A 20326-nucleotide genomic window follows, 5' to 3' on the forward strand; every position below is an offset into this window, starting at 1 on the left:
GGCCGGCGCCCTGGTCCGGTTCAACTGGCCGTCTGCTGCGGATCTGTGCCGGCATCGGCGTCATTGCCGTCGGCCGTGCGGGTCCCGCGCACGGCGGCGGCGCCGCTCGCTATGTCCTCGTCCGCGCTCTCCTCGCCCGCGGCGTCGATCCCGAATCCGTTCTCTTTCCGAAAGGACTCGTAGATCTGCAGGAGCACCTGCTTCTGCCGCTCGTTCAGCGTCGGATCGGCGAGGATGACGGCACGCGTCTCCACGTCGTCCCGATCGCGTTCGGCGTCGAGGATCCCGGCCCGCACGTACAGCGTCTCGGCGGAGATCCGCAGCGCCTTGGCGACCTGCTGGAGCACCTCCGCGCTCGGCTTGCGCAGGCCGCGCTCGATCTGGCTCAGATACGGATTGGACACCCCGGCGGCATCGGCGAGCTGCCTGAGCGAGAGCTGGGCGTTTCGCCGCTGCTCGCGCAGGTACTCACCGAGATTGCCGACGTTGAGCGATGCCATGACTCCACCTTGCCCCATTCGCGCTAACTATTGCAAGCACCTGCTTGCAATAGTGTGTCGTGTCACGTGACACGACATGTGCAAGGCAACTGTCGTGCAGCGCGACCAGCCCAGGGAACCCCGGTTTCAAGGACCGCCCGTACCGGAGGCAGGAGGCGGCCGCAGCAGCGAGGCGGCGCCGACCGCCGCGGCGAAGTCGCCCAGCTCGGCTCGGCGAACCGGCATCAGGGGCCGTGAACCGTAGGCCGCGCCGCTCGCCCGCACCTCGTTCTCCAGCGGTTCCATCAGGGGCGGTCCGAGCGTGATGAGCTCGCCGCCCACCACGACCACGCTCGGCCCGAGCGCCTTGACCAGCCCGGCCAGAACCCTGCCCGCGTGGATCGCGGCACGCCGTACGACCGCGTGGGCGGCTTCCTCTCCCGCGCTCAGCGCGGCCGCCAGCTGGGGCAGGTCCGCCGCGGCCCGGTAGGCGTCCAGCACCGCCGTGGTCGACGCCACCGTCTGGAGACAGCCCCGGCCGCCGCAGGAGCAGGGCGCGCCCGCGGGCTCGGCGAGGATGTGCCCGAACCCGCCCGACCCGCCATGAGCGCCGCGGTGCAGCGCGCCACCGGTCACCAGGCCGCCGCTGACACGCTCCGACAGTTCCAGGTACAGGACGTCCGTCAGGCCCTTGGCCGCGCCCCACACCGCCTCGGCCAGCGCTGCCAGCCGCGGAGCGTTGCCGAGCCGCACCCGGGTGCCGAAGCCGCGGCCGAGCATCTCGGCCACCGTCCGCTCGTCGTCAGTGGTACAGGAGTCGGCGGTGGGGTCCGTCACCGAGACCCCCACATCGCCGAGGACGTCCAGGCGGGGGACGGCACCGGTCAGCCCTGCGGCCAGTCGTCGCGCGATGGCGATGCGCTCGGGCCACCGGGCGGCGGGTGAATGTGTCGCGCTGACCGTGCTGATCTCGTTGTGCGCCGCCGTGATCGCGGCCAGCCGGACGTGGCGCCGGCCGAAGTCGATGCCCAGTGCGCGGCCGACCGCCGGATTGAGGGCGAGCTTCTCCGCCGGGCGCCCCCGTCCGCGCGGCTCGGTGTCCGGAACCGTGGCGATCACCAGCCCACGGTCCACGAGGACGCCGACGACCTTGTACAGCGTCGTACGTGACAGCGCGGACCGCGCGCCGAGCTCGCTTCGCGTCATGGGTCCGAACTCGCGCAGCAGTCGCAGCAGTTGATCTGCGTGCTGGCCGCGTGTGTGTGCTGTGCCGGGCATCTGCCGCATTCCGCGCGTCTGTGCGTGAGTTCGTGGCTGTCACGTCGGACGGGCCCCGGGGCCACTGCTCCGGGGCAGGTGGGTCCTTCTCGGGGTGTCGCGAGGTCAGGTGGCCATCAGGCCGCCGTCCATGTACAGGTCGTGCGCGTTGATGCCGGTGTTGCGGAGCAGGAAGTCGGTGGCGTCGGCGATCTCGGCCATGGTCACCAGCCGTCCGATCGGCGTCTGGGCCGAGTGCGGCGGGTCGGGGACGTCGCGCCACTTGGGGCTGTCGCCGATCAGGCCCGGGTGCAGGGCGTTGACGCGGTGCGGGGCGATTTCCACCGCGAGCGTCCTGACCAGGCCGGTGATGCCGGCGTTGAAGGTGGAGACGATGGTCGAGCCGGGGTACGGGCGCTCTTTGGCGAGTCCGCCGAAGAGGACGACGGACGCGTCCGGGGTGAACCGGTCACGCAGCACGCGGACGGTCTCCGCGTAACCGACGAGTTTCATGGTCACGGCGGAGACGGCGTCCGTGATGTTGAACTGCGCCAGCGTGTTGGCCGCCTGGCCGACGGCGGTGATCACGAGGTGGTCGACCTCGGTCACGTCCGCCAACGCGGCGCCGATCGTCTCGGGCTGGGCGAGGTCGAGGGCCAGTCCGCGGGTGCTGCCGCCGATCCGGGCGGCTATGGCCTCGGCCCGCGCCTTGTCCCTGCTGGTGACGATGACGTCGTCGCCGCGGCTCGCGAAGTGCTCGGCGATGACGCCGCCGAGCCCGCCGCTGCCGCCGACGATGAGTGTGCTGGTCATGCGGTGACCGTCCTTCCGTGCTCGGTGGCCTTCAGGCTGCTCAGAGTGGCCCTGGCCTGCTCGCGCATGGCCGGGACGAGGTCCAGGGCGGCTTGCGGCAGGTTCGCGGTGACCACCGCGAGTTCGGCGGGGGTGCCCACCTGCTCGAAGAAGCCGATGTTGAGGTGGGCGCCCACGGGCGGGGCCGAGGCGATCACCTCGTGGGAGAACCGCGACCAGGCCTCGTCGGACATGTGCGCCGCCAGCACCGGGAAGAGGAGCGGCTCCTCGTGCCCGAGGTGCGTGTGCACCAGATCGCGTACGGCGACCGCCGCGGCGATCAGCGCCGCCCGGTCGTCGGCGTCCCGCACGGGAGCGGCGGCCAGCGCGTCCAGCGCCGCGTCCAGTGCGTCGTGCTCCGTCGCGAGCTCCGCCAGCCCGGCGGCGACCGTGGGCTCCGCGGCGGTCAACTGCGGCCAGAGCACGTCGTCCTCGCTCTCGTGGTGGTGCCGCAGCGCCGCCACCAGGAAGTCACGCAGCTCTGTCAGTGCGGCGGACGGCGCGGCGCTGCTCTGCGCGGCCTCCGCCAGCAACGACGTCGCGGCCCTGTGCATCTTGTGCAGCAGCCGGGTCTCCACGACCGCCGCGCATTCCGACTCCTCAACGCTCACCACAGACTCCATCCCCGATCGTTGATATCCAAGTGGATACTAACGTAGCGGTGGCGGCGGACGATGCCCCGTACCGCCGTAGAGTGATCACATGGAAGGAGGTGCCGTGAACGACGCAGAGCCGGCCGAGGAGCCGCCGCGCAGGCGCCGGCGGGATCCCGAGGGACACCGGGCGGCCATCCTCGACGCGGCCCGCCAGACCTTCGCCGAGCGCGGCTACACCCGTACGACCCTCCGCGAGATCGCACGCCGGGCCGGTGTCACGCACGGCCTGATCACACGTCACTTCGCGTCCAAGGAACGGCTGTTCCTCGCGGCGGTGCCGGGCAACCGCGGCCTGGAGGACATCGCGGCCGGCGACCCGGAGACACTGCCCGACCGGATCGCCCACGCCTTCGTCGAGCGGATGGAGACCGACGCCGTCAACGACCCCCTCATCACCCTCCTGCGCAGTGCCGCATCCGACGAAAGCACCGCCGCCCACCTCCTGATCGCGATGCAGGAGCACAGCGCCACCGTCTACCGGTCCGTCCTGGCACCCGGTGCGCCCGGCACGCCCGGCACTACCGACGACGATCTGGACAGCCGCGTGGCGCTCGTGGGGGCGCAGATGATCGGAGTGGCGTTCAGCCGGTACATCGCGCGGACCGAACCCCTCGCCTCGATGCCGCCCGACCAGCTCGCCGAACACCTCACCCGGATAATGCGGCAGGTCCTCTTCGGCTGAGTACCGTCCTCCCGGTCACCCGGTCACCCGGTCACCCGGTCACCCGGTCACCCGGTCACCAAGTCAGAGCAGGCGCGCCTCGATGAAGGAGTAGTCCTCCTTCGTGGGAACGATCCGGTCCAGGGCGAACCCGGCGGTGGAGAGCAGCTGTTGCCACTCGGCTTCGCCGCGTTCCTTACCGGTCGTGAGGGCCAGCATGACGAGGTCGATCAGCTTGGTGGCGTGCGGCTCGTCGCCGGGCGGTACCACGCCCTCGATCACGACAAGCCGGGCACCGGGCGCCGCCGCCCTCTTGACGGACTGAAGGATGCGCACGCAGGACGCGTCGTCCCAGTCGTGCAGGATCGCCGCCATCACATAGACGTCGGCGGACGGCACCGACTCGAAGAAGTCACCCGCGACGACGTCGACGCGGTCGGCCATCCCGGTCTCCTCGATCTTCTTCCGCGCGCTCGGAAGGATTTCGGGCAGATCGAAGAGAATTCCTCGGCGTGCGGGCTCGGCAGCCAGCAGACGGCTCAGAATCGTGCCGTCGGCGCCTCCGATGTCGGCGACGACCTCACCCGCGGGAAGCCGATAGTCATCGAACATCCGATCGCGTATCCCGCCGACGAGCCCGGCCATGCCCCTGTTCTGGAGCTCGGCCATGTCAGGATCCGCGACGATCCAGTCGAAGAACGGCTTCCCGAAGTAATGCCGGGCGGCCGGCTCGCCGGTCCGGACGGTATGCAGAATCTCGCTGAAGGGCAGGTAGTGGGTTTCCATCCAGTACAGAGCGACGTCCCTGAGCGAGCCCGGACGCCGAGCGGACAGCGTGGCGCCCAGAGGCGTGAGCTCCACCGTGTCCTCGTTCGGCTGGCGGAAGACACCGAGGGGGGCAAGGCTCCGAATGAGCCGGCGCAGCAACTCGGGCCGCGCGCCGCAGTTCGCGGCCAGCTCGTCGATCGCCCTGGCGCCGTCGTCGAGCTGTGAGGCGACGTCGAGCTTGGCGATCGCATACAGCGCCTGCGAGAACTGGAATCCGGCGAGCAACTGAACCATGTGCAGCGACGGCGGCGGTCCGTCCGGCACGTCCGCACTGACGGTCTCTTGCGGTTCTGCCTTGTCCATGGTGATTCCCTCCCTGGGATTAAATGCGACGACACTTGGATTAATTCGCCGAACCGGAAAAGGTGCCTGAAAAGCCGCTACATTATTGACGTGGCCATTCCACAGAACCGGTCCCCGCCGGGAGTGTCTGGCCCACTGGCACGACGCGATGGATACACCGGCGAGGGGGAGGTGCTCTCGGCCGGCGGTATCGGCGACGCGCCCCCGGCACCGGACCCCGCCTGCTCCCCCCTGCAGCACGGGGTCCGGTGCCGATGCGTGCCCTGAACGCATACGACCGTCACGCCGCCCCGGTCCGCGCCCGAGCCGACGGCTGCCCGTCAACCTTGGTGTGTGACGCTCACCTTCACGGTCAGCGTGCCCTTGTCGTCCTGGGAGCAGACACCGGCGGCGTCGTTCATGCCCAGTTGCAGGGAGGCGTTCTCGGCCGCCCGGAAGGTCAGCCTCCGCCCGACGACGTGCACCGGGAAGTTCCCCTCACCCACGAGCCGGGCCAGCAGGGCGGCGAACGGAGCCGTGGCCTTGACCTTGCAGGCCTTCGCTCCGCGCTGCAACTTGTCGGTCTCCGCGTCGTAACCGGCCGGCCCGGTCATGGGCAGCGCCGAGCTGTTGGCCGTCCATTCTCCGGAGACGAACTGCACGGTGATCCGGTCGCCCTGCTGGACGGTCACTCCGGCGACCGGCTGCCAACCGGCCGTCGACTGCACGACCTTGCTGGCCGTCCTCGTCTTCGGGCCCTCCTTGAGCGGCAGCGTCCCGGTGACGAAGAGACCGCCCGCGACGCCCGCCGCCAGCACGGCCGTTCCGGCCAGTGCCCACCACAGCCGCTTCAGCCCCGCGGGGCGGGACGACCGCGGCTGCGGCTGGGACTGCGAGTGCGGCTGGGACTGCGACTGCGAGTGCGGAGGTTCGAGCGACGCGGTGTGCCGCGCCGTCGGTACGTATTCCCCGGCCGGGACGCTCCACTTCGGGCTACCGGTCACCGTTTCCGCCACGGCCGATGGGGCCGGAGGCCGGAACTCGAGCACGGTTGCCGGATGCAGCGGCTCCGCGTCCGGCTCGCCGGCCATGACGCCCCGCAGCGCGGACCGCACGGCGGCCGCCGAAGGACGCTCGTCCGGGGACTTGCGCAGCAACGCCTCGACGACCGGGCGCAGCGGACCGAGCCGCTCCGACAGGGCGGGTTCCTCGTACGCCACCGCGTGCATCGTCGCGGGCGCTCCCGGTCTGCGGAAGGGTGACTGACCGCCGCACACCGTGGCGAGGGTCGCGCCCAGTGACCACAGGTCGGAGGCCGGCCCGGCCTCCGTTCCCATCACGCGCTCGGGTGCCATGAACTCGACGGAGCCGACCACCTGACCGGTGCTCGTCAGGAACTCGCCGTCGTCGAGGGCCGCGATGCCGAAGTCGGTGAGGACGGCGCCGCCGTCGCCGCGCAGCAGTACGTTGGCGGGCTTGACGTCCCTGTGCAGGGTGCCGACCGCGTGGACGGCGTCCAGCGCGTCGATCAGTTGCAGGCCGACGACGGCGGTCTGCTGCGGTGTGAGCGGTCCGGTCTCGCTGACCCGATGGGCCAGCGAGGACCCCTCGACGAGTTCCATGACGATCCACAGCCGGTCCTCGGACTCGACCAGGTCGTGGACTCCCACCACGTGGGGATGCGGCACCCGGGCGACCGCGCGGGCCTCGCGGACGGCACGCCGTACCCGTACGCGGTGCTCCTCGTCGCCGTCGGTGAGGATGTGCAGTTCCTTGGCGGCGACCGGCCGGTCCAGCAGCTGGTCGTGGGCGCGCCAGACCGTGCCCATGCCGCCTCTGCCCAGGACGTCTTGCAGCAGATACCGTCCGGCGATCAGCCGTTCCGAACGCGTGGTCGCCTCGTGATCACCGTCTTCAGTCAGCACGCGCTCTCACGTTTCATATCTCGAATCGGTGCATCCTCTGCCGGGTTCGCCCGAGCCGAGGACTCGTTCACTCTGCCGTGCGCCAGGGCTAGACGTTAGAGCCGTGCGGAAAGCGGCAACAAGGCCGGACGGCGCGGATTAAATGCTCCGTCGCCGGGATTAATTCGCCCCGGGCTGGTGTATCGCCGTGTGTGACACCTGGATGACATCCGCGAGGGCGGCCGGCTGCGAGAGGAACGGTGAGTGCGAGGTGTCGAATTCGACGACCGTCGTCGGCCGAGCCGAAATGGAGTCGATCTCCTTGATGAACAGGCGCTGCAACTCCGGCCGTATCGCGTAGTCCCTGGCGCAGACGACGTAGCTGTGCGGGATCGAGCCGTACCGTTCGGCGGTCACCGTGAGCGGTTCGGCGGTGACACCGGCGGGTGCGTCCGGCGTCAGCAGCGAGATCGCCGCGTCCGCGGTCGCCTCGTCGACGTCGTTGTAGAACGCTTCGCGGATGGCGGCCCACCGGGCGCTGTCGCCCGTGTCGTAGCGCAGCGCGCCGACCGAGGCCGGGTCTGCCGAAAGCCCGCTCGCCACCCGTTCACCCGCGTTCTCCGGCATGAGGATGTACTGCCCCGCGGGCATCCCGCTGACCGGGGCGAACGCCGTCACGTACATGAGCTCGGCGAACAGTTCCGGGGCCTGTTCGGCCGCGGCGGTCGCCACGGCGCCGCCCATGCTGTGCGCCACGACCAGACACGGCCGGCCGTTTCCGATCCGCCGCACCTGCTCGACCAGGCTCTCCGCGGCGGAGGACGCCGTGATGCCGGCCACCGGCGAGGGCTCCACGGCGTACGCACCGGCATCGAACGGACGCCTCCATCGCGACCGGGGCGAGCGGCCCTTCAGACCATGCCCGTCGAGGTCCACGGCGACCGAGGGGACACCACGGCTCGCGAGGTGCTCGCCGACCAGGCTCCAGCACCAGCTTCCGTGCCAGAAACCGTGGACAAGAACGACAGGGGTCGTGAATTCCACGCTCTTCCTCTTTCCTCGCGCACTTCATCAACCAAGCGGTTCAGCAGGACGATAGGCGCGCGCAGGAGACGGGCAAACAGCTCAGCCACGTACTGATGAGCGGTGGATAAAACGGGCGGTGCGCTTGCCGCCGATCAGGCCGTCTGCACACAGCGCGGGCCCGGATGCGACGATGCCCCTCATGGAGCACCCTCTCGACGCGGCCCACGATCCGACCGCCGGTGCGGACCCGCGCTGGATGCCCTCCCCGGGCACCCAGGTGACGGACCGGGTCCAGTTGGGGGACTTTCTCCGTCGTCGCCGTGCGGCCCTGCGTCCGGAGGACCTCGGCCTTTCCCCTGGCACCCGGCGGCGGACTCCCGGGCTGCGCCGGGAGGAGGTGGCGGCGCTGGCCAACATGTCCACGGCCTACTACGAAAGCCTCGAACAGGCACGTGGCCCCCAGCCGTCGGCCTCGATGCTGGCGAGCATCGCGGCCGCCCTGCGACTGACACCCGACGAACGGCGCCATCTGTACCTGCTGGCCGGGCACGCGCCTCCGACGCCGGCGGAACCGCCGGACTACGTGGACCCGGGACTGTCGTACACGCTGGACGCGGTGGCGGCGACGACACCGGCGCTCATCTCCGACGACCTCTCCAACGTCGTCGCGCAGAACCCGTTGAACATCGCGCTGTTCGGCTCGTTCACCGACCGGCCCGGCCACGAGGGGAACCTGACCTGGCACTGGTTCACCTCGGCGACATGGCGTTCCGTGCTGCGCTCGGTGTCACCGCAGGAGGAGGAGGCGACCAGCCTGTCGTACGTGGCCGACCTCAGAGCCGTGATCGCCCAGCGCGGCCACGATCCCGCGGCCGCGGCACTGGTCTCCGATCTGCGCGACGCCAGCGTGGAGTTCGCCGGGATGTGGGAGCGGCACTCGGTGTCGACCCTGCGCTGCTCGACCAAGATCGTGTTCAACGAGCACGTGGGGCGCCTCGATCTGGACTGTGTCATCCTCGCCGGCTCCCTGTCCCGGCAACGGCTTCTGCTCCTGCAACCCGTGCGGGGCACTCGGACCGTGGACCGTCTGAGCCGCCTCCAGCTGTTGATCAGCGACTCAAGTCGTTTCGGCGGCGGATTCCGGTAGCCCGCAGCCACTCCCGCAGCACGCCGAAGTCGGCGTCCGTGAGCCCCTGGCGATGCTCGACGCGGTGCAGGAGCGCCCGCGCGGGGTGGTGGGCGGCGACCCAGGCGCGGTCGGTGCCGGTGAGTTCGTCGTCGAGCCAGACGAAGGGGCGGCCGGCGGCCCAGGTGACCAGGGGCCGGGTCTTCCAGTGGAGGGGGCCCGGGGGCTCGTCCTCGTCGGGCCAGTCCACCATGGGCAGCCGGGGCAGGCCGAGCCAGGGGGCCACGAAGGCGTTCGCGTCGTCCAGCCAGGTGGTGGCCCAGACCAGATCGCAGCCCAGCGCCGCGAGCCGGGGGCCGAGGGCCGGGTCGATCCGGGTCAGCAGGGGGTTGTCGGCGGCGGCCGCCGCGGGCACGGAGGACGACTCGTACACGGGGTACGGATCCTCCGCGCCGAACGGCAGCAGCGTCCCGTCGACGTCGAGGAAGAGCAGCAAGGATCAGCCCTCCTACCGTTCCTAATCAGTGAGCAGGAGTGAGTCCTGGACCCATACCTGGTCACTGCGGACATCCCGAACGGTTGTGGATGTCCTGGTTGCCCGCGTACTCGCCGCGTCCGGCGCCGACGGATCGTGTCCGTGGTCCGGGGATGCGGGGGCGGGTTCCCTCACGCCCCAGGGCACCTGATGCGGCCTGGACGGTCCGATGCCCCACCGCATCACTCCGGTGTGGTGGGGGCGGTGCCGTCCGTCGCCGGATCGGGTGTCCCAGGGCGCGTCTTCCGATCGCCACGGCGGCAGCCTCGTGGCGCGTGGTGGTGCGGGTTGTGGTGGTCAGGGGGCGTTGCCAGTGCTGGGCGCCCCAGCGGGAGGTGTAGGCCGGATCGACGGCGACCAGGGGGATGCCGAGTTCCGCGGCCATGGACACCAGCCGGGCGCGCAGCCTGGCGGTGGGCATCCCGGAGATCAGCCGACGGAACCGCTTGCGGCGCCCGTGCTTCTCCCGGGTCTTCTCCGCCTGGAAGTCCAGGTCCTCGATCGCGAGTGCCAGGCCGTGCCGTTTGGCCCAGTGAAGCAGGCGGATGAGGGCGTGGCGGATTTGGGCGTCGCGGTGTGGTGTGCTGCCGGTCAGGTCGTAGTCGAACCTGCGGGGCGCGCCGACCGGGTTGCCGTGCGGGTCGAGGCGCCAGGCGGCCAGGTGGTCGGCGTTCATGTCCACACCGGCCACCCCCGAGGCCAGGGCGGCCTCCAAAGGCACCGTCTGTACCGGTGGGTTCTGCCAGGAGGCGGTCAGGTACCAGCGCCCGCGGCCGACGTCGTGGTGGATGCGGTAGGCCACGGCCCGGTGGGCGGTGATCCGGTCGGCCCACTGCTCCCCCCGGTGCCGGAAGCCGACCCGGCACGCGAGTACGTACCGGCCGTGCGGGGCGTTCGCCAGGCCCGCGAGCGGGGCGGGGAGTTTGAGGCTCACCTCCCCGTCCGGGCTGACGCGGATGGTCTCGTTGCCGTACCGCTTGCCGGACTCGCCGTCGGCCTGGCAGAACCAGCGCTCCGCCTCCCACCGGCGCCGCCAGTCGGCCTCGCTCAGGTGGGCGGCCTGGAGGTTGTGCCGGGCGCGTAGCAGCTTCTTACCGCCGCGCACCACGCTCACGCGCCCGGCCTGACACTGGGCGCGTTGCTGTTCCAGCCGGTCTTCCAACAGGTGCAGGCGCCGGGACTTGGCGAACCACTCCCGCTGCGAGCGGTAACCGCCCGGCCGGCCCTCGGAACCCTTCGCCCCGATGGGCAGCGTCAGCCGGTACGTGATCGTGTCCACGCCTGCCTGGAGGTGGTGGATGTGGGCGAGCTGACCGCGCCGGGCCAGCGCCCACTGGTCATGCGTGGCCTTGGTGATACTGCCCGCCCAGCGCGACGAGGACTCCCCGGTCAAAGCACGCTTGCGCCCCGCCCACTGATCACTGTCATGAGCGAGCCCGGCCGCGCAGCGGGCCTTCAGATCGCGGGAGGCCAGCGAGCCGAGCAGGCCACCGACCAGGCGCAGCACCTCCTCGTCCCGCTCGGTCAGCCCCTTGAGGCTGTCCCGGACCGCCACCCCGGACGGGCCGGGCACCACGAACGAAGCCGCCACCACACGCAACCCGCCCACCGCCCCACCCCCTGCCCGAATCCGAAGAACCCGTCACCACGCTCAACGAACACCTCACGCGAAGGTCACGCATTCGATGCAGGAACTTCCGTTCCCCATACCTGGCGCACGTGCACGATGCGACCGAGACCCTCACTCATGCACACCAGAACGCGCCCAACAACTGTCAGCCAGTAGCAGTTCGCGACCCCTCCGTGGCGAGGATTTCGTCGATGCGGGCCCGGTGTGCCGCCTCCCACGCGTCGAGGGTCTCGGCGTCCTCCTTCGCCAGCCTGGCGCGGGCCCCCGCCAGCACCTCGGCCCGGCGGGCGGCCGGCACGACCACGACCCCGTCCTCGTCGGCGACGACCACGTCCCCCGCGGCGACCTCGGCCCCACCGCACCGCACCGGCCGGTTCAACGGCCGTACGACGGACTTCGCGCCCGGTATCGGGACGACACCCCGAGCGAACACCGGGAAGCCCATCTCCCGGATCTCGGCGATGTCGCGGACCACCCCGTCGGCGACGAACCCCGCGATGCCGCGCCGCCGGGCCACCGCGCACACGTTGCCGCCGGCCAGCGCGTACTCCAGGTCGCCCGACTCCACGACGATGACCGAGCCGGGCTCCGCACGGTGGATCGCGGCGTGCAGCATGAGGTTGTCGCCGGGCGGGCAGCTGACGGTGTACGCGGGACCGGCCAGGCGCGGGACCGGGTCCCACAGGGACCGGATGCCGAGATCCATGACCTGGGCACGGCCCAGGAGGTCGGCGAGGGTGGTGGTCGGGATGTCCTGGAAGTCGGTGGCGTCAGTCATGGGGGGACGATAACCTCCCGATCATGACTGCCGGGTCGGCTTTTTGCCGTGAGCGAGTTGGGTGCCCGGCCTCTGAGTGAGGCCGCGGCGGGCCAGGAGCCCGCCTCTTCCTCTGCGTCCGTGAACACCGACAGCAGAGGAAGAAAGCAGAGAGAGTGCCCGACGACTTCACTACACACGACTTCGATCCACACGACTTCAACCAACGCGTCATCGACGAGTTCCGCGCGAACCACGGCCGCGTAGGCGGCCCCTTCGAGGGCGGCCGTCTGCTGCTGCTCACCACCACCGGCGCCCGCACCGGCACCCCGCACACCACACCCGTCGGCTACCTCCCCGACGGCGGCGACCGTGTCCTGGTCATCGCCTCGGCGGGCGGCTCCCCCCGGCACCCGGACTGGTACCGCAACCTCCTCGCGCATCCGCAGGTGACCGTGGAGAGCGGTGTGTTCACCTACGAGGCGCGCGCCGTCGTCCTGGCGGGCGACGAACGCGACGGGGCCTTCGCGCGGGCGGTGGAGGCCGACCCGGGCTGGGCGGAGTACCAGCGCAAGGCCGGGCGGGTGATCCCGGTCGTCGCGCTGGAGCGGATCGCCCGGTCCGGCCCGGGACACATCGAGGCCCGTTCGCCGGGCGAGGCGATCCGGCTGGTCCATGACGCCTTCCGACGCGAACTCGCCCTGATCCGGAAGGAGATGGCGAGCGGCGGCAGCTCCCTCGGCGCGCAGCTGCGGGTCAACTGCCTCACGTTCTGCCAGGGCCTGCACAACCACCACACCGGCGAGGACACCATGATGTTCCCGTTCCTCGCCGAGCGGCATCCCGGGTTCGCCCCGGTCCGGGAGCGGCTGCGCCTGGAGCACGAGCGGATCGCCGTGCTCGTCGGCGAGCTGCGCCGGGCGGTCGCCGCCGAGGACCCGGCCGAGGCGCGCGCCGAGGTCGTACGGCTGACCAAGGAGCTGGAGGACCACCTCGACTACGAGGAGGAGCAGTTGGTCCCGCTCCTCGACGCCGCCGGCACCGACCGGTAGCCGCCGGGTCGGAAGGGCAGCGGCCGGGCGTGCACCACGGCGAGCCTACGCGGGGACGCGCCCGGAGCCCCTTGTGTGCTCGCGCTGCCAGCGCGCGAGCGCCGTGACGATCCGCCTGGGGCCCGGAACCGACTCGATCCCCAGCGGCGGGGCGGCGTGGGCGAGCACCGCCCGGAGCTTCAGTGCCGCCTGGGCCAGCTGGCGTTCGTACGGGTCCGGTCCGGGCTCCAGGGACAGAGGCTCCAGGGACAGGGGTTCCAAGGACAGAGCCACCCGGATCACATCGGTGAAGACGGACTGGGCCCTCTTGTAGCCCAGCAGCAGCGGCAGGTCGTGCCGCCAGCCGGCCGCGGCGCCGGGGCGGGCGCGTTCCACCGTGTCGGCCCACTGCCGGGCCACGGCGCGCGCCTGCCCCGGCGGGTACCGCATCAGGTGCAGATGGGTGGCCAGGTCGTAGAGGGGGTCGCCGACCATCGCCAGCTCCCAGTCGATCGTCCACAGCCGGCCTGCGTCGTCGACGATGAAGTTCTCGCGGTGCAGGTCGGCGTGGAGCAGGCGGAAAGGGCGTTCCCGCAGTCCCGAGACGTGCTTGCGCAGATGCTTGAACGACTCGGGATGCACGCCGAGGTCCGTGAAAAGCCTTTCGAAGGCCGCCAGGTTGCCCTGGTAGACGTGTTCCTCGGTGAAGCAGACGAGCCGTTCCAGGAAACCGTCGCTGTCACCGTCCTCCGGCCGGTCCTCGGGGGTGCACCGCCGGTCCACGGAAAGGTTTTCGGCGGGTACTTCGACCAGCTGGCGGAACAGGCCGACGATCTGCCGGAGAAACCCGTCGGGAACCGCGAGCCCGGATTCACAGACCGCTCCGAGAGTGCGCCCCTCGATGAATCTCTGGAGCTTCAGACCGTCGGCCTCGATGATGTCCGGAATGCCGTCGATCCGGCCGCGCAGGCCCTCTAGCAGCTGCTCCTCCGAGGTGAAACACCGCCGGTCGAACCAGAGGAGGCCGGGGCGCGGCTCCCGGCACTTCCATCGCGCCGGCGAGCCGGATCCCTGTTCGCCGGGCAGCGGAAAGACATAGGTCTCGTGGTGGTATCCGTGGAGCGGGCCCTCGACCGCGCTCTCGTCGCCACCACTTGCCCCGACCGCGTGCAGCCGGGCATGGGAATCCGATTCGGGTGACATTGCCCGTTTCTTTCGTAGGCCCCTTCCGGAGGATTCAGAAGTGGAAGCAAGGTACTCCCCCGACGCCTCCGTTTCGTGGCAGACGCGTTTTCTTCATGGAAACCGGTCCCGCTTGACGACGGCTGAACGCACACTTGTGCCTTACCGGCGGACAATTCGCAGCAGCGTCTCGAGCGTCCGGACGACATGCCCGGCGCCGGCCGCGCGCAGCCGCTTCTCGCCCGGGTCGTTGCGCGCGTAGCCGACGAACGGGATGCCGGCCCGGGAGGCGGCCTCCCAGTCCGTCGGGGAGTCACCGATCATCACGGCGTCCGCGCGGGCCACCCCGGTCGCGATCAGGGCGCGGTTGAGGCAGTACGGGTCGGGCTTGAGGAGGTGCAGGTCCTGGGTCCGGCCGTAGATGTGGGGGGCGAAGCAGCCGGTCAGGCCGCGCCCGGCCAGATAGGCGCGGGCCGCCCGCGCGGAGTTGTTCGTCGTGATGGCCAGCCGGGGGCCGACCGCGGACCAGGTCCGTATCAGCGGATCGGCGTACGCGGTGGGCATCGCGGAGGCGACGGCCTGGAGCTCCTCCTGGGTGAGACGTTCCTCCAGTTCCGCCACCAGGTCGGAGCCGGGGTGCCGGTGCTCCACGGCGCGCAGCAGGAACTGCGGATCCAGCGACTGGCGCTCCCGCTCCGTCAGCAGCCCGTGCAGCCCGCGGCTCTCCAGCCATTCCACCAGCTCGGCGGCCACCCGTTCCGCGCTGTGCCCGGCGAACAGGCGGCAGATCGGGCCGTCGAAGTCCCACAGCACCACCCGGGCCCGGGTGATCACGTCCCGGATCGCTTCCGCCGAGTCCTCGGTCCCGGCGGCCGCCGGTTCATTCCGCTTCGTATCAGGAGTCACTAGGAGAGTGTCAGGTCCGAGGTGATGGTTTCCCAGAGGGCGTCGAACCACTTCTGCGACTGCTGGACGAACGCCTCGTCCCGCTGGCCCCGCCGCTTCTCGAAGGAGAACAGCAGGGACTGCGATCCGAGCGTGTCGTACATCTCCAGCGTCCCGCTGTCCGTGGACTCCTCGCGGCGGGTGACCATGTAGTAGCCGATCAGCGCCTCCGTGCCGTTGAGGAGGTAGAGCTTCACCGGCGGGGTGAACGGCAGCGCGCGGAAGGTGACGCTGACGTCGATGTCATGGGTGCCGCGCAGGGCCTGGAGGTTGTACCTCAGGACCTGGCCCTGGGCGTTCCGCATGGCGAGCCAGCGCTGGTGGACCGGATCGTCCTCGCCGCGCCCCTCGACGGGGACCGGGAAGGCGAGGTTGATGTCCCGGGACGGCAGCAGGATGCGCACGTCGATGCGCTCGGGGCGGGCGCGGTCCTCGTGGATCATGCGGAGCGGTTCGCTCAGGGCCAGCATGAGGGTCTCGGCGGTCAGGCAGACCGCGTCGATGCGCACCTGCGGCGCCGCGAAGGCCTCGGCCAGGCGGGGGGCGAGGCCCACCATGGTCGGCTGGGGTTCTTCGCGGGCGGGGGCCGGTGCGGCGATCCGCGGGGGGCTGCCCCGGCTCACGCTGCTGAGCAGGCCGTCCTCCTGGAGTGCCCGCAGGGCCTGGCGTACGGTGCCGCGCTCCACGCCGAACTCCTCGGCGAGCTCGGCCTGCGTGGGCAGGCGGTCCCCCGCCCGCAGGTCCCCGAGCCGGATACGTTCCCGGAGGGTGTCGGCGATCTCCTGGGGCGTCAGCCTTCTGCTGCCGTTCACTGCCACGTTCTCCTGGGTCACGACCAAACGCTACAACTTGCATCTATCCACGGGCAGTTGTCCGTAGGTTGTTTATCTATGGGTACCAAGTGGGGACAACTTAATCAGAGTTGGTTGCCAACTTGGTCTAGTTGGCGGAAGTTTTGCTTCCTGGCAACCTGAAGGGGGAACCACTGTGCCTGCCCTCGCCCTCATCTCCGCGGTCTTCGTCGTCGGCTTCGAACAGATCGTGCAGTGGAAGTACGGTGCCACCGGCATCGTCGGTCTGCTGATGCTCAGCATCGGCCTCAAGGCCAAGAGCCCGGCCGTCAGCTCGGCCGGGGCCGTCCTGCTCGCGGTGCTGCTGGCCGGCCCCGTTCTCTGATCCGCTCTCCGGCCCACTCCCCGAACCACTCACGCCGTGAGCACGAGTTCCGAACTGATCGTCTCCCAAAGGGCGTTGAACCACAGGTTCGACTGCTCAACGAAGGTCGCGTCCCGCAGTCCGGCGCCCTGGCCGAAGGCGAACAGCATCGACCGCGTGCCCTCGGCGTCGTACAGCGCCAAGTGCTTGTGCTCGATCTCCCTCTCGCGCCGCGTGAGGGTGTAGTACGCGAACAGCGCCTCGCTGCCGTTGAGCAGATACAGCTTGACCGGCGGGGTGAACGGCAGTGCGCGGAAGGAGACGTGCACGTCGATGCCGTGCGTGGCGCGCAGTGCCAGCAGGTTGTGCTGGAGCACCTGCCCCTGGGCGTTGCGCTGGGCCAGCCAGCGCCGGTGCAGCAGGCCCGTGGCCGAGGCGTCCACCGGGGCCGGGAAGGCGAGGTCGATGTCCCGGCTGGGCAGCAGGAGGCGGACGTCGATCTTGGCCGGTTTCAAGCGTCCCGCGTGGATCTGACGCAGCGGCTCGCCGATCGCAAGCGTGAGCGAGACCGCGGTCAGGCACAGGGCGTCGATCTCGACGTGCGGGGCCGCGAAGGCGGCGGCTATCCGCGAGGCCAGGGCCACCATGGTGGGCTCGGGCGGGGCCGGCGGCCCGGCCGGGGCGCGGCCGTGACCCGGGTCCGGGGCCACGGTGGCGGGGCTGCCCTTGGTCACGTTGGTGAGCAGCCGCTCCGACTGGAGGATGCGCAGCGCCTGGCGCACCGCCCCGCGCTCCACGCCGAACTCGTCCGCGAGCTTGGCCTGCGTGGGCATGCGCTGACCCGGCCTGAGCACACCGGCCCTGATCCGGGCGCGCAGTTCGTCGGCCACCTCGGTGTGTGACTTCTGTGGCCGTGGTGCCCTCTTCCGTCCATTGGCGGAGGCGTGTTCCGGGTCCACGGTCAAACAGTACAACTTCCCGCCATCTTGCGGCAGTTCAGTGAAAGGTGGTTATGAGACGCATCCAAGCGGAGATAAGTACTGTGGAGTTGGCAGCCAACTTGGAGAACATGGTCAATCCCCCGGTTGGTTGGCCCGTCGGGTTCCCTTCCGGAGGGGAGCCGGGAGCCCGGCTCGCGCACAGCCACAACCGAACAGCGACAACTCAACACGTATGCGCACAGCCACAACTGAACAAGCACCGCTACGGATCACTCACCACGGTTCTCTTCAGGAAGGAGCTCAGAGAATGTCCGGGCACCACGGTCGCCTGGACGTACGCAGCAGGGCGTCGGCCACTCGGACGGCGCCCGCTCGGTTTTCCCGGCCCCGGCCGGCATCGTCCCTCAGGTCAGGAGGTCGTCCACCTGGGCCTCGCCGTCCCGGTAGCGGCGGGTGATCTCCGCGCTGCATTCGTCCGTCGTGCGCTGGAGATGCTGGCGGCGACCGGAGACCTGCTGTTCGTACCGCACGAGGCGGCCCATCGCGGTGCCCAGTTCGAGATCGGTGCGGGCCTGGAGGTCGGAGAGTTCGACCTCGGCGAGCATCTCGGCGGCCAGCCGCCGGTACTCCTCGTTGTGCGGGGTGCCGAGGGTGACATGGCGGGCCGAGGAACGCTGGCGGGCCGGGGCGTCGGTGAGGATCTCCGGGAGGCGGGACACCACGGAGGCGACCACCGTCGCGTCCCTGGGGCCGTCCACGGCGACCGGCTTCTCGCCGCCCCGGCGGGCCAGTTCGGCGCGCAGGATGTCGATCCGGCCCTGCAACAGCCGCCGTACGTAGCTGAGGTCCGCCTCGTCGCGCTGTGCGTCCCGGCGCAGGGTGCGCAGTTCGGGCAGGCTCAGCCGGGTCAGATCGTGCCCGGCCGGCTCCACGGGCAGCGCCGGACTGTCGCTGCGCTGCGTGGGCGGCCGTTGAATCCCCTGCAAGTCCAGCCGCTCAGTACTCGGTGTGCTCATATGCCTCTACCGTCCCCTCAACCGCGTAGGGAAGCATCGTGCCACCCCAAGTGGCCGCTATGTGACCGAGTGCCCCCGAACAGCCCCAGATGGGGGCTAAGGAACCATAATGGACCCCCTGTGTCCTGTTCCCCGCCACCCGGCATGATGGTCCGCATGCGAGCAGTGGTGCAGAGGGTGGACGGCGCGAGCGTCGTCATGGACGGGCAGACCGTGGGCGAGATCGACGGCGAGGGACTGTGCGTCCTCGTCGGGGTCACGCACGAGGACACCAAGGAGAAGGCGGCCCAGCTCGCCCGCAAGCTGTGGTCCCTGCGGATGCTGCACGACGAGAAGTCGTGCAGCGACATCGACGCCCCGCTGCTCGTCATCAGCCAGTTCACCCTCTACGGGGACGCCCGCAAGGGCCGCCGCCCCACCTGGAACGCGGCCGCGCCCGGCGACGTGGCCGAGCCGCTCGTCGACGAGGTGGTCGCCCAGCTGCGCGCCCTGGGCGCGACGGTGGCGACGGGCCGGTTCGGCGCGCGGATGCGGGTCTCGCTGACGAACGACGGCCCGTTCACCGTGCTGCTGGAGATGTAGCGGGCCCTGTGGAGCGGGAGCTCAGGGCTCGACCACGACCTCCTGCGCCGCCGCCGTGTCCCCGGCCACCAGCCGCGCGTCCACCGGCACGTTCCGCTTCAGCAGGGCCAGGGCGACCGGGCCGAGCTCGTGGTGCCGTACGGAGGTGGTGATGAAGCCGACCTTGCGGCCGTCCGGCCCGTCGTCCGCGAGGTGGATCTCCGTGCCGTGCGTCGGCAGGTGGACCTCGCTGCCGTCGAGGTGCAGGAAGACCAGCCGGCGCGGGGGCTTGCCCAGGTTCTGCACCCGGGCGACGGTTTCCTGTCCCCGATAGCAGCCCTTCTGGAGATGGACCGCCGTGCCGATCCAGCCCAGCTCGTGCGGGATGGTGCGGTGGTCGGTCTCGAAGCCGATGCGGGGGCGGTGGCTCTCGACGCGCAGCGCCTCGTGGGCGAGGATCCCGGCCGGCGGGCCCGCGGACTCGGCGTACGACTCCAGGTCGGCGCGCGGCAGGAACAGATCCCGCCCGTACGGCGTCTCCCGTACGACCACGCCCTCGGGCACCTCGGCGATGGAACCGGCCGGAAGGTGCACCACCGCGATGTCGTCCGTACGGTCGACGGCCTCGACGCGGTAGAAGAACTTCATCGACTCCAGGTACGCCAGCAGCGCCTCCTGGGTGCCGGGCTCCACATGCGCCCAGACCGTCTCACCGTCGTCCACCAGGTACAGCGCGTGCTCGATGTGGCCGTGCGCGGACAGGATCAGCGCCTCGGTCGCACGGCCCGGGGGAAGGTCGCTGACGTGCTGGGTGAGCAGCAGGTGCAGCCAGCTCAGGCGGTCCTCGCCGGTGACGGTGACGACACCGCGGTGGGAGAGGTCGACGAATCCGGCACCGTCGGCGAGGGCACGCTGCTCCCGGAACAGGTCCCCGTAGTGCGCGGCGACGCCTTCGTCCACGCCCTCGGCGGGGACGGCGCCGGGCAGGGACAGCAGAGGGCTCTTCATGCGCTAAGCCTACGACTCGGTATTTGAACTCTTGAGGGAGCAGTCCTTGCAGCGGCCGAAGATCGCGAAGTGCTTCATGTCCGTGTCGAACCCGAACGTCTCGCGCAGCTTGGCCCTGAACTCGGACGCCACCGAGACGTCCGCCTCGATCACGTTCTGGCAGTCCCGGCAGACGAGGTGGATGTGGTGGTGCCGGTCGGCCAGGTGATAGGTGGGAGCGCCGTGCCCCAGGTGGGCATGGCTGACCAGGCCCAGCTCCTCCAGCAGCTCCAGCGTCCGGTAGACCGTGGAAATGTTGACCCCCGACGCCGTCTTCCTCACCTCGCCGAGGATGTCGTCGGGGGTCGCGTGCTCAAGGGTGTCCACGGCTTCGAGCACGAGTTGCCGCTGCGGCGTCAGCCGGTAGCCGCGCTGCCTGAGGTCGCTCTTCCAGTCGGTGCTCACCACGGCGTCCAGTCTAGGGCTGTGCGCACCGGGCGTGCCGTGCGTATCTA

General features: G+C 70.4%; 21 protein-coding genes and 1 pseudogene. 5 read left to right on the top strand and 17 right to left on the bottom strand.

Features of this window, described 5'->3' with window-relative positions:
• Positions 1–20 precede the first annotated feature (20 nt).
• From ABZ915_RS22935 to ABZ915_RS22950, 4 genes are all read right to left on the bottom strand, one after another.
• On the bottom strand, positions 21–500 hold the full coding sequence (locus ABZ915_RS22935; protein WP_361806006.1) for a helix-turn-helix domain-containing protein: 480 nt from the start codon (positions 498–500) through the stop codon (positions 21–23).
• A gap of 126 nt (positions 501–626) precedes the next feature.
• Positions 627–1685 (bottom strand): ROK family protein, encoded by a 1059-nt coding sequence (locus ABZ915_RS22940; RefSeq protein WP_361806009.1) that lies wholly within the window; start codon positions 1683–1685, stop codon positions 627–629.
• Between the two features lie 177 nt (positions 1686–1862).
• Entirely contained in the window at positions 1863–2549 is a 687-nt protein-coding gene (locus tag ABZ915_RS22945; RefSeq protein WP_361806012.1) for an SDR family oxidoreductase, read from the bottom strand.
• Complete coding sequence (locus tag ABZ915_RS22950; RefSeq protein ID WP_361806015.1) at positions 2546–3199, bottom strand: hemerythrin domain-containing protein; 654 nt, start codon at positions 3197–3199, stop codon at positions 2546–2548. Before ABZ915_RS22950 ends, ABZ915_RS22945 begins: the two co-directional genes overlap by 4 nt.
• Before the next feature lie 106 nt (positions 3200–3305).
• Here ABZ915_RS22950 and ABZ915_RS22955 point away from each other — a divergent pair, with 106 nt between their 5' ends.
• Positions 3306–3926 carry a TetR family transcriptional regulator gene (locus tag ABZ915_RS22955; RefSeq protein ID WP_361806018.1) on the top strand — a complete coding sequence of 207 codons (621 nt, stop codon included), beginning with the start codon at positions 3306–3308 and terminating at the stop codon, positions 3924–3926.
• A gap of 63 nt (positions 3927–3989) precedes the next feature.
• Here ABZ915_RS22955 and ABZ915_RS22960 read toward each other — a convergent pair whose 3' ends face one another.
• The 3 genes from ABZ915_RS22960 to ABZ915_RS22970 form a co-directional block, all read right to left on the bottom strand.
• The gene (locus tag ABZ915_RS22960) at positions 3990–5036 is read right to left on the bottom strand and encodes a methyltransferase (RefSeq protein WP_361806021.1); all 1047 of its coding nucleotides are present in this window, start codon (positions 5034–5036) and stop codon (positions 3990–3992) included.
• A 320-nt stretch (positions 5037–5356) separates the two neighbouring features.
• Positions 5357–6940, bottom strand: coding sequence for a serine/threonine-protein kinase (locus tag ABZ915_RS22965; protein WP_361806024.1), 1584 nt, complete (start codon positions 6938–6940; stop codon positions 5357–5359).
• 159 nt (positions 6941–7099) lie between these two features.
• Positions 7100–7963, bottom strand: coding sequence for an alpha/beta hydrolase (locus tag ABZ915_RS22970; RefSeq protein WP_361806027.1), 864 nt, complete (start codon positions 7961–7963; stop codon positions 7100–7102).
• A 181-nt stretch (positions 7964–8144) separates the two neighbouring features.
• Between ABZ915_RS22970 and ABZ915_RS22975 the strand changes: the two genes are divergently transcribed.
• On the top strand, positions 8145–9092 hold the full coding sequence (locus tag ABZ915_RS22975) for a helix-turn-helix transcriptional regulator (protein WP_361806030.1): 948 nt from the start codon (positions 8145–8147) through the stop codon (positions 9090–9092).
• Here ABZ915_RS22975 and ABZ915_RS22980 read toward each other — a convergent pair.
• The 3 genes and pseudogenes from ABZ915_RS22980 to ABZ915_RS22990 form a co-directional block, all read right to left on the bottom strand.
• Positions 9055–9567, bottom strand: coding sequence for an HAD domain-containing protein (locus tag ABZ915_RS22980; protein WP_361806033.1), 513 nt, complete (start codon positions 9565–9567; stop codon positions 9055–9057). The two genes, ABZ915_RS22975 and ABZ915_RS22980, sit on opposite strands and share 38 nt — an antisense overlap.
• A gap of 21 nt (positions 9568–9588) precedes the next feature.
• A pseudogene (locus ABZ915_RS22985) lies at positions 9589–11215 on the bottom strand (IS200/IS605 family accessory protein TnpB-related protein).
• A gap of 166 nt (positions 11216–11381) precedes the next feature.
• Positions 11382–12014, bottom strand: a complete 633-nt coding sequence (locus ABZ915_RS22990) for an RraA family protein (protein ID WP_361806036.1) — start codon at positions 12012–12014, stop codon at positions 11382–11384.
• Between the two features lie 155 nt (positions 12015–12169).
• On the opposite strand from ABZ915_RS22990, the gene ABZ915_RS22995 reads away from it, so the two are divergent.
• Positions 12170–13045 (top strand): nitroreductase/quinone reductase family protein, encoded by an 876-nt coding sequence (locus ABZ915_RS22995; protein ID WP_361806039.1) that lies wholly within the window; start codon positions 12170–12172, stop codon positions 13043–13045.
• Between the two features lie 45 nt (positions 13046–13090).
• Here the strand turns inward: ABZ915_RS22995 and ABZ915_RS23000 are convergent, their stop codons facing one another.
• From ABZ915_RS23000 to ABZ915_RS23010, 3 genes are all read right to left on the bottom strand, one after another.
• A complete protein-coding gene (locus ABZ915_RS23000) occupies positions 13091–14227 on the bottom strand; it encodes a phosphotransferase (RefSeq protein ID WP_361806042.1) in 1137 nt (378 codons plus the stop codon).
• A gap of 141 nt (positions 14228–14368) precedes the next feature.
• Positions 14369–15112: an HAD family hydrolase gene (locus ABZ915_RS23005; RefSeq protein ID WP_361806045.1), complete on the bottom strand. Its 744-nt coding sequence runs from the start codon at positions 15110–15112 to the stop codon at positions 14369–14371.
• Positions 15112–15990: a winged helix-turn-helix domain-containing protein gene (locus tag ABZ915_RS23010; protein ID WP_361806048.1), complete on the bottom strand. Its 879-nt coding sequence runs from the start codon at positions 15988–15990 to the stop codon at positions 15112–15114. The genes ABZ915_RS23005 and ABZ915_RS23010 overlap by 1 nt, the downstream gene beginning before the upstream one ends.
• A 148-nt stretch (positions 15991–16138) precedes the next feature.
• On the opposite strand from ABZ915_RS23010, the gene ABZ915_RS23015 reads away from it, so the two are divergent.
• Positions 16139–16327: a hypothetical protein gene (locus ABZ915_RS23015; protein ID WP_361806050.1), complete on the top strand. Its 189-nt coding sequence runs from the start codon at positions 16139–16141 to the stop codon at positions 16325–16327.
• A 29-nt stretch (positions 16328–16356) separates the two neighbouring features.
• On the opposite strand, the gene ABZ915_RS23020 is transcribed toward ABZ915_RS23015, so the two are convergent.
• Positions 16357–17271, bottom strand: coding sequence for a GntR family transcriptional regulator (locus tag ABZ915_RS23020; RefSeq protein WP_361806053.1), 915 nt, complete (start codon positions 17269–17271; stop codon positions 16357–16359).
• A 380-nt stretch (positions 17272–17651) separates the two neighbouring features.
• Positions 17652–18263 (bottom strand): aerial mycelium formation protein, encoded by a 612-nt coding sequence (locus tag ABZ915_RS23025; protein WP_361806056.1) that lies wholly within the window; start codon positions 18261–18263, stop codon positions 17652–17654.
• A gap of 156 nt (positions 18264–18419) precedes the next feature.
• Here ABZ915_RS23025 and dtd point away from each other — a divergent pair, with 156 nt between their 5' ends.
• A complete protein-coding gene (dtd, locus tag ABZ915_RS23030; protein ID WP_361806059.1) occupies positions 18420–18845 on the top strand; it encodes a D-aminoacyl-tRNA deacylase in 426 nt (141 codons plus the stop codon).
• 21 nt (positions 18846–18866) lie between these two features.
• Here the strand turns inward: dtd and ABZ915_RS23035 are convergent, their stop codons facing one another.
• The gene (locus ABZ915_RS23035) at positions 18867–19832 is read right to left on the bottom strand and encodes a folate-binding protein (protein WP_361806062.1); all 966 of its coding nucleotides are present in this window, start codon (positions 19830–19832) and stop codon (positions 18867–18869) included.
• Positions 19833–19841: 9 nt separating this feature from the next.
• Positions 19842–20279, bottom strand: coding sequence for a transcriptional repressor (locus ABZ915_RS23040; protein WP_361806065.1), 438 nt, complete (start codon positions 20277–20279; stop codon positions 19842–19844).
• Positions 20280–20326 lie beyond the last annotated feature (47 nt).

The sequence above is a fragment of the Streptomyces sp. NPDC046915 genome, from assembly GCF_040644935.1.
In the GTDB taxonomy this organism is placed as follows: Bacteria; Actinomycetota; Actinomycetes; order Streptomycetales; family Streptomycetaceae; genus Streptomyces.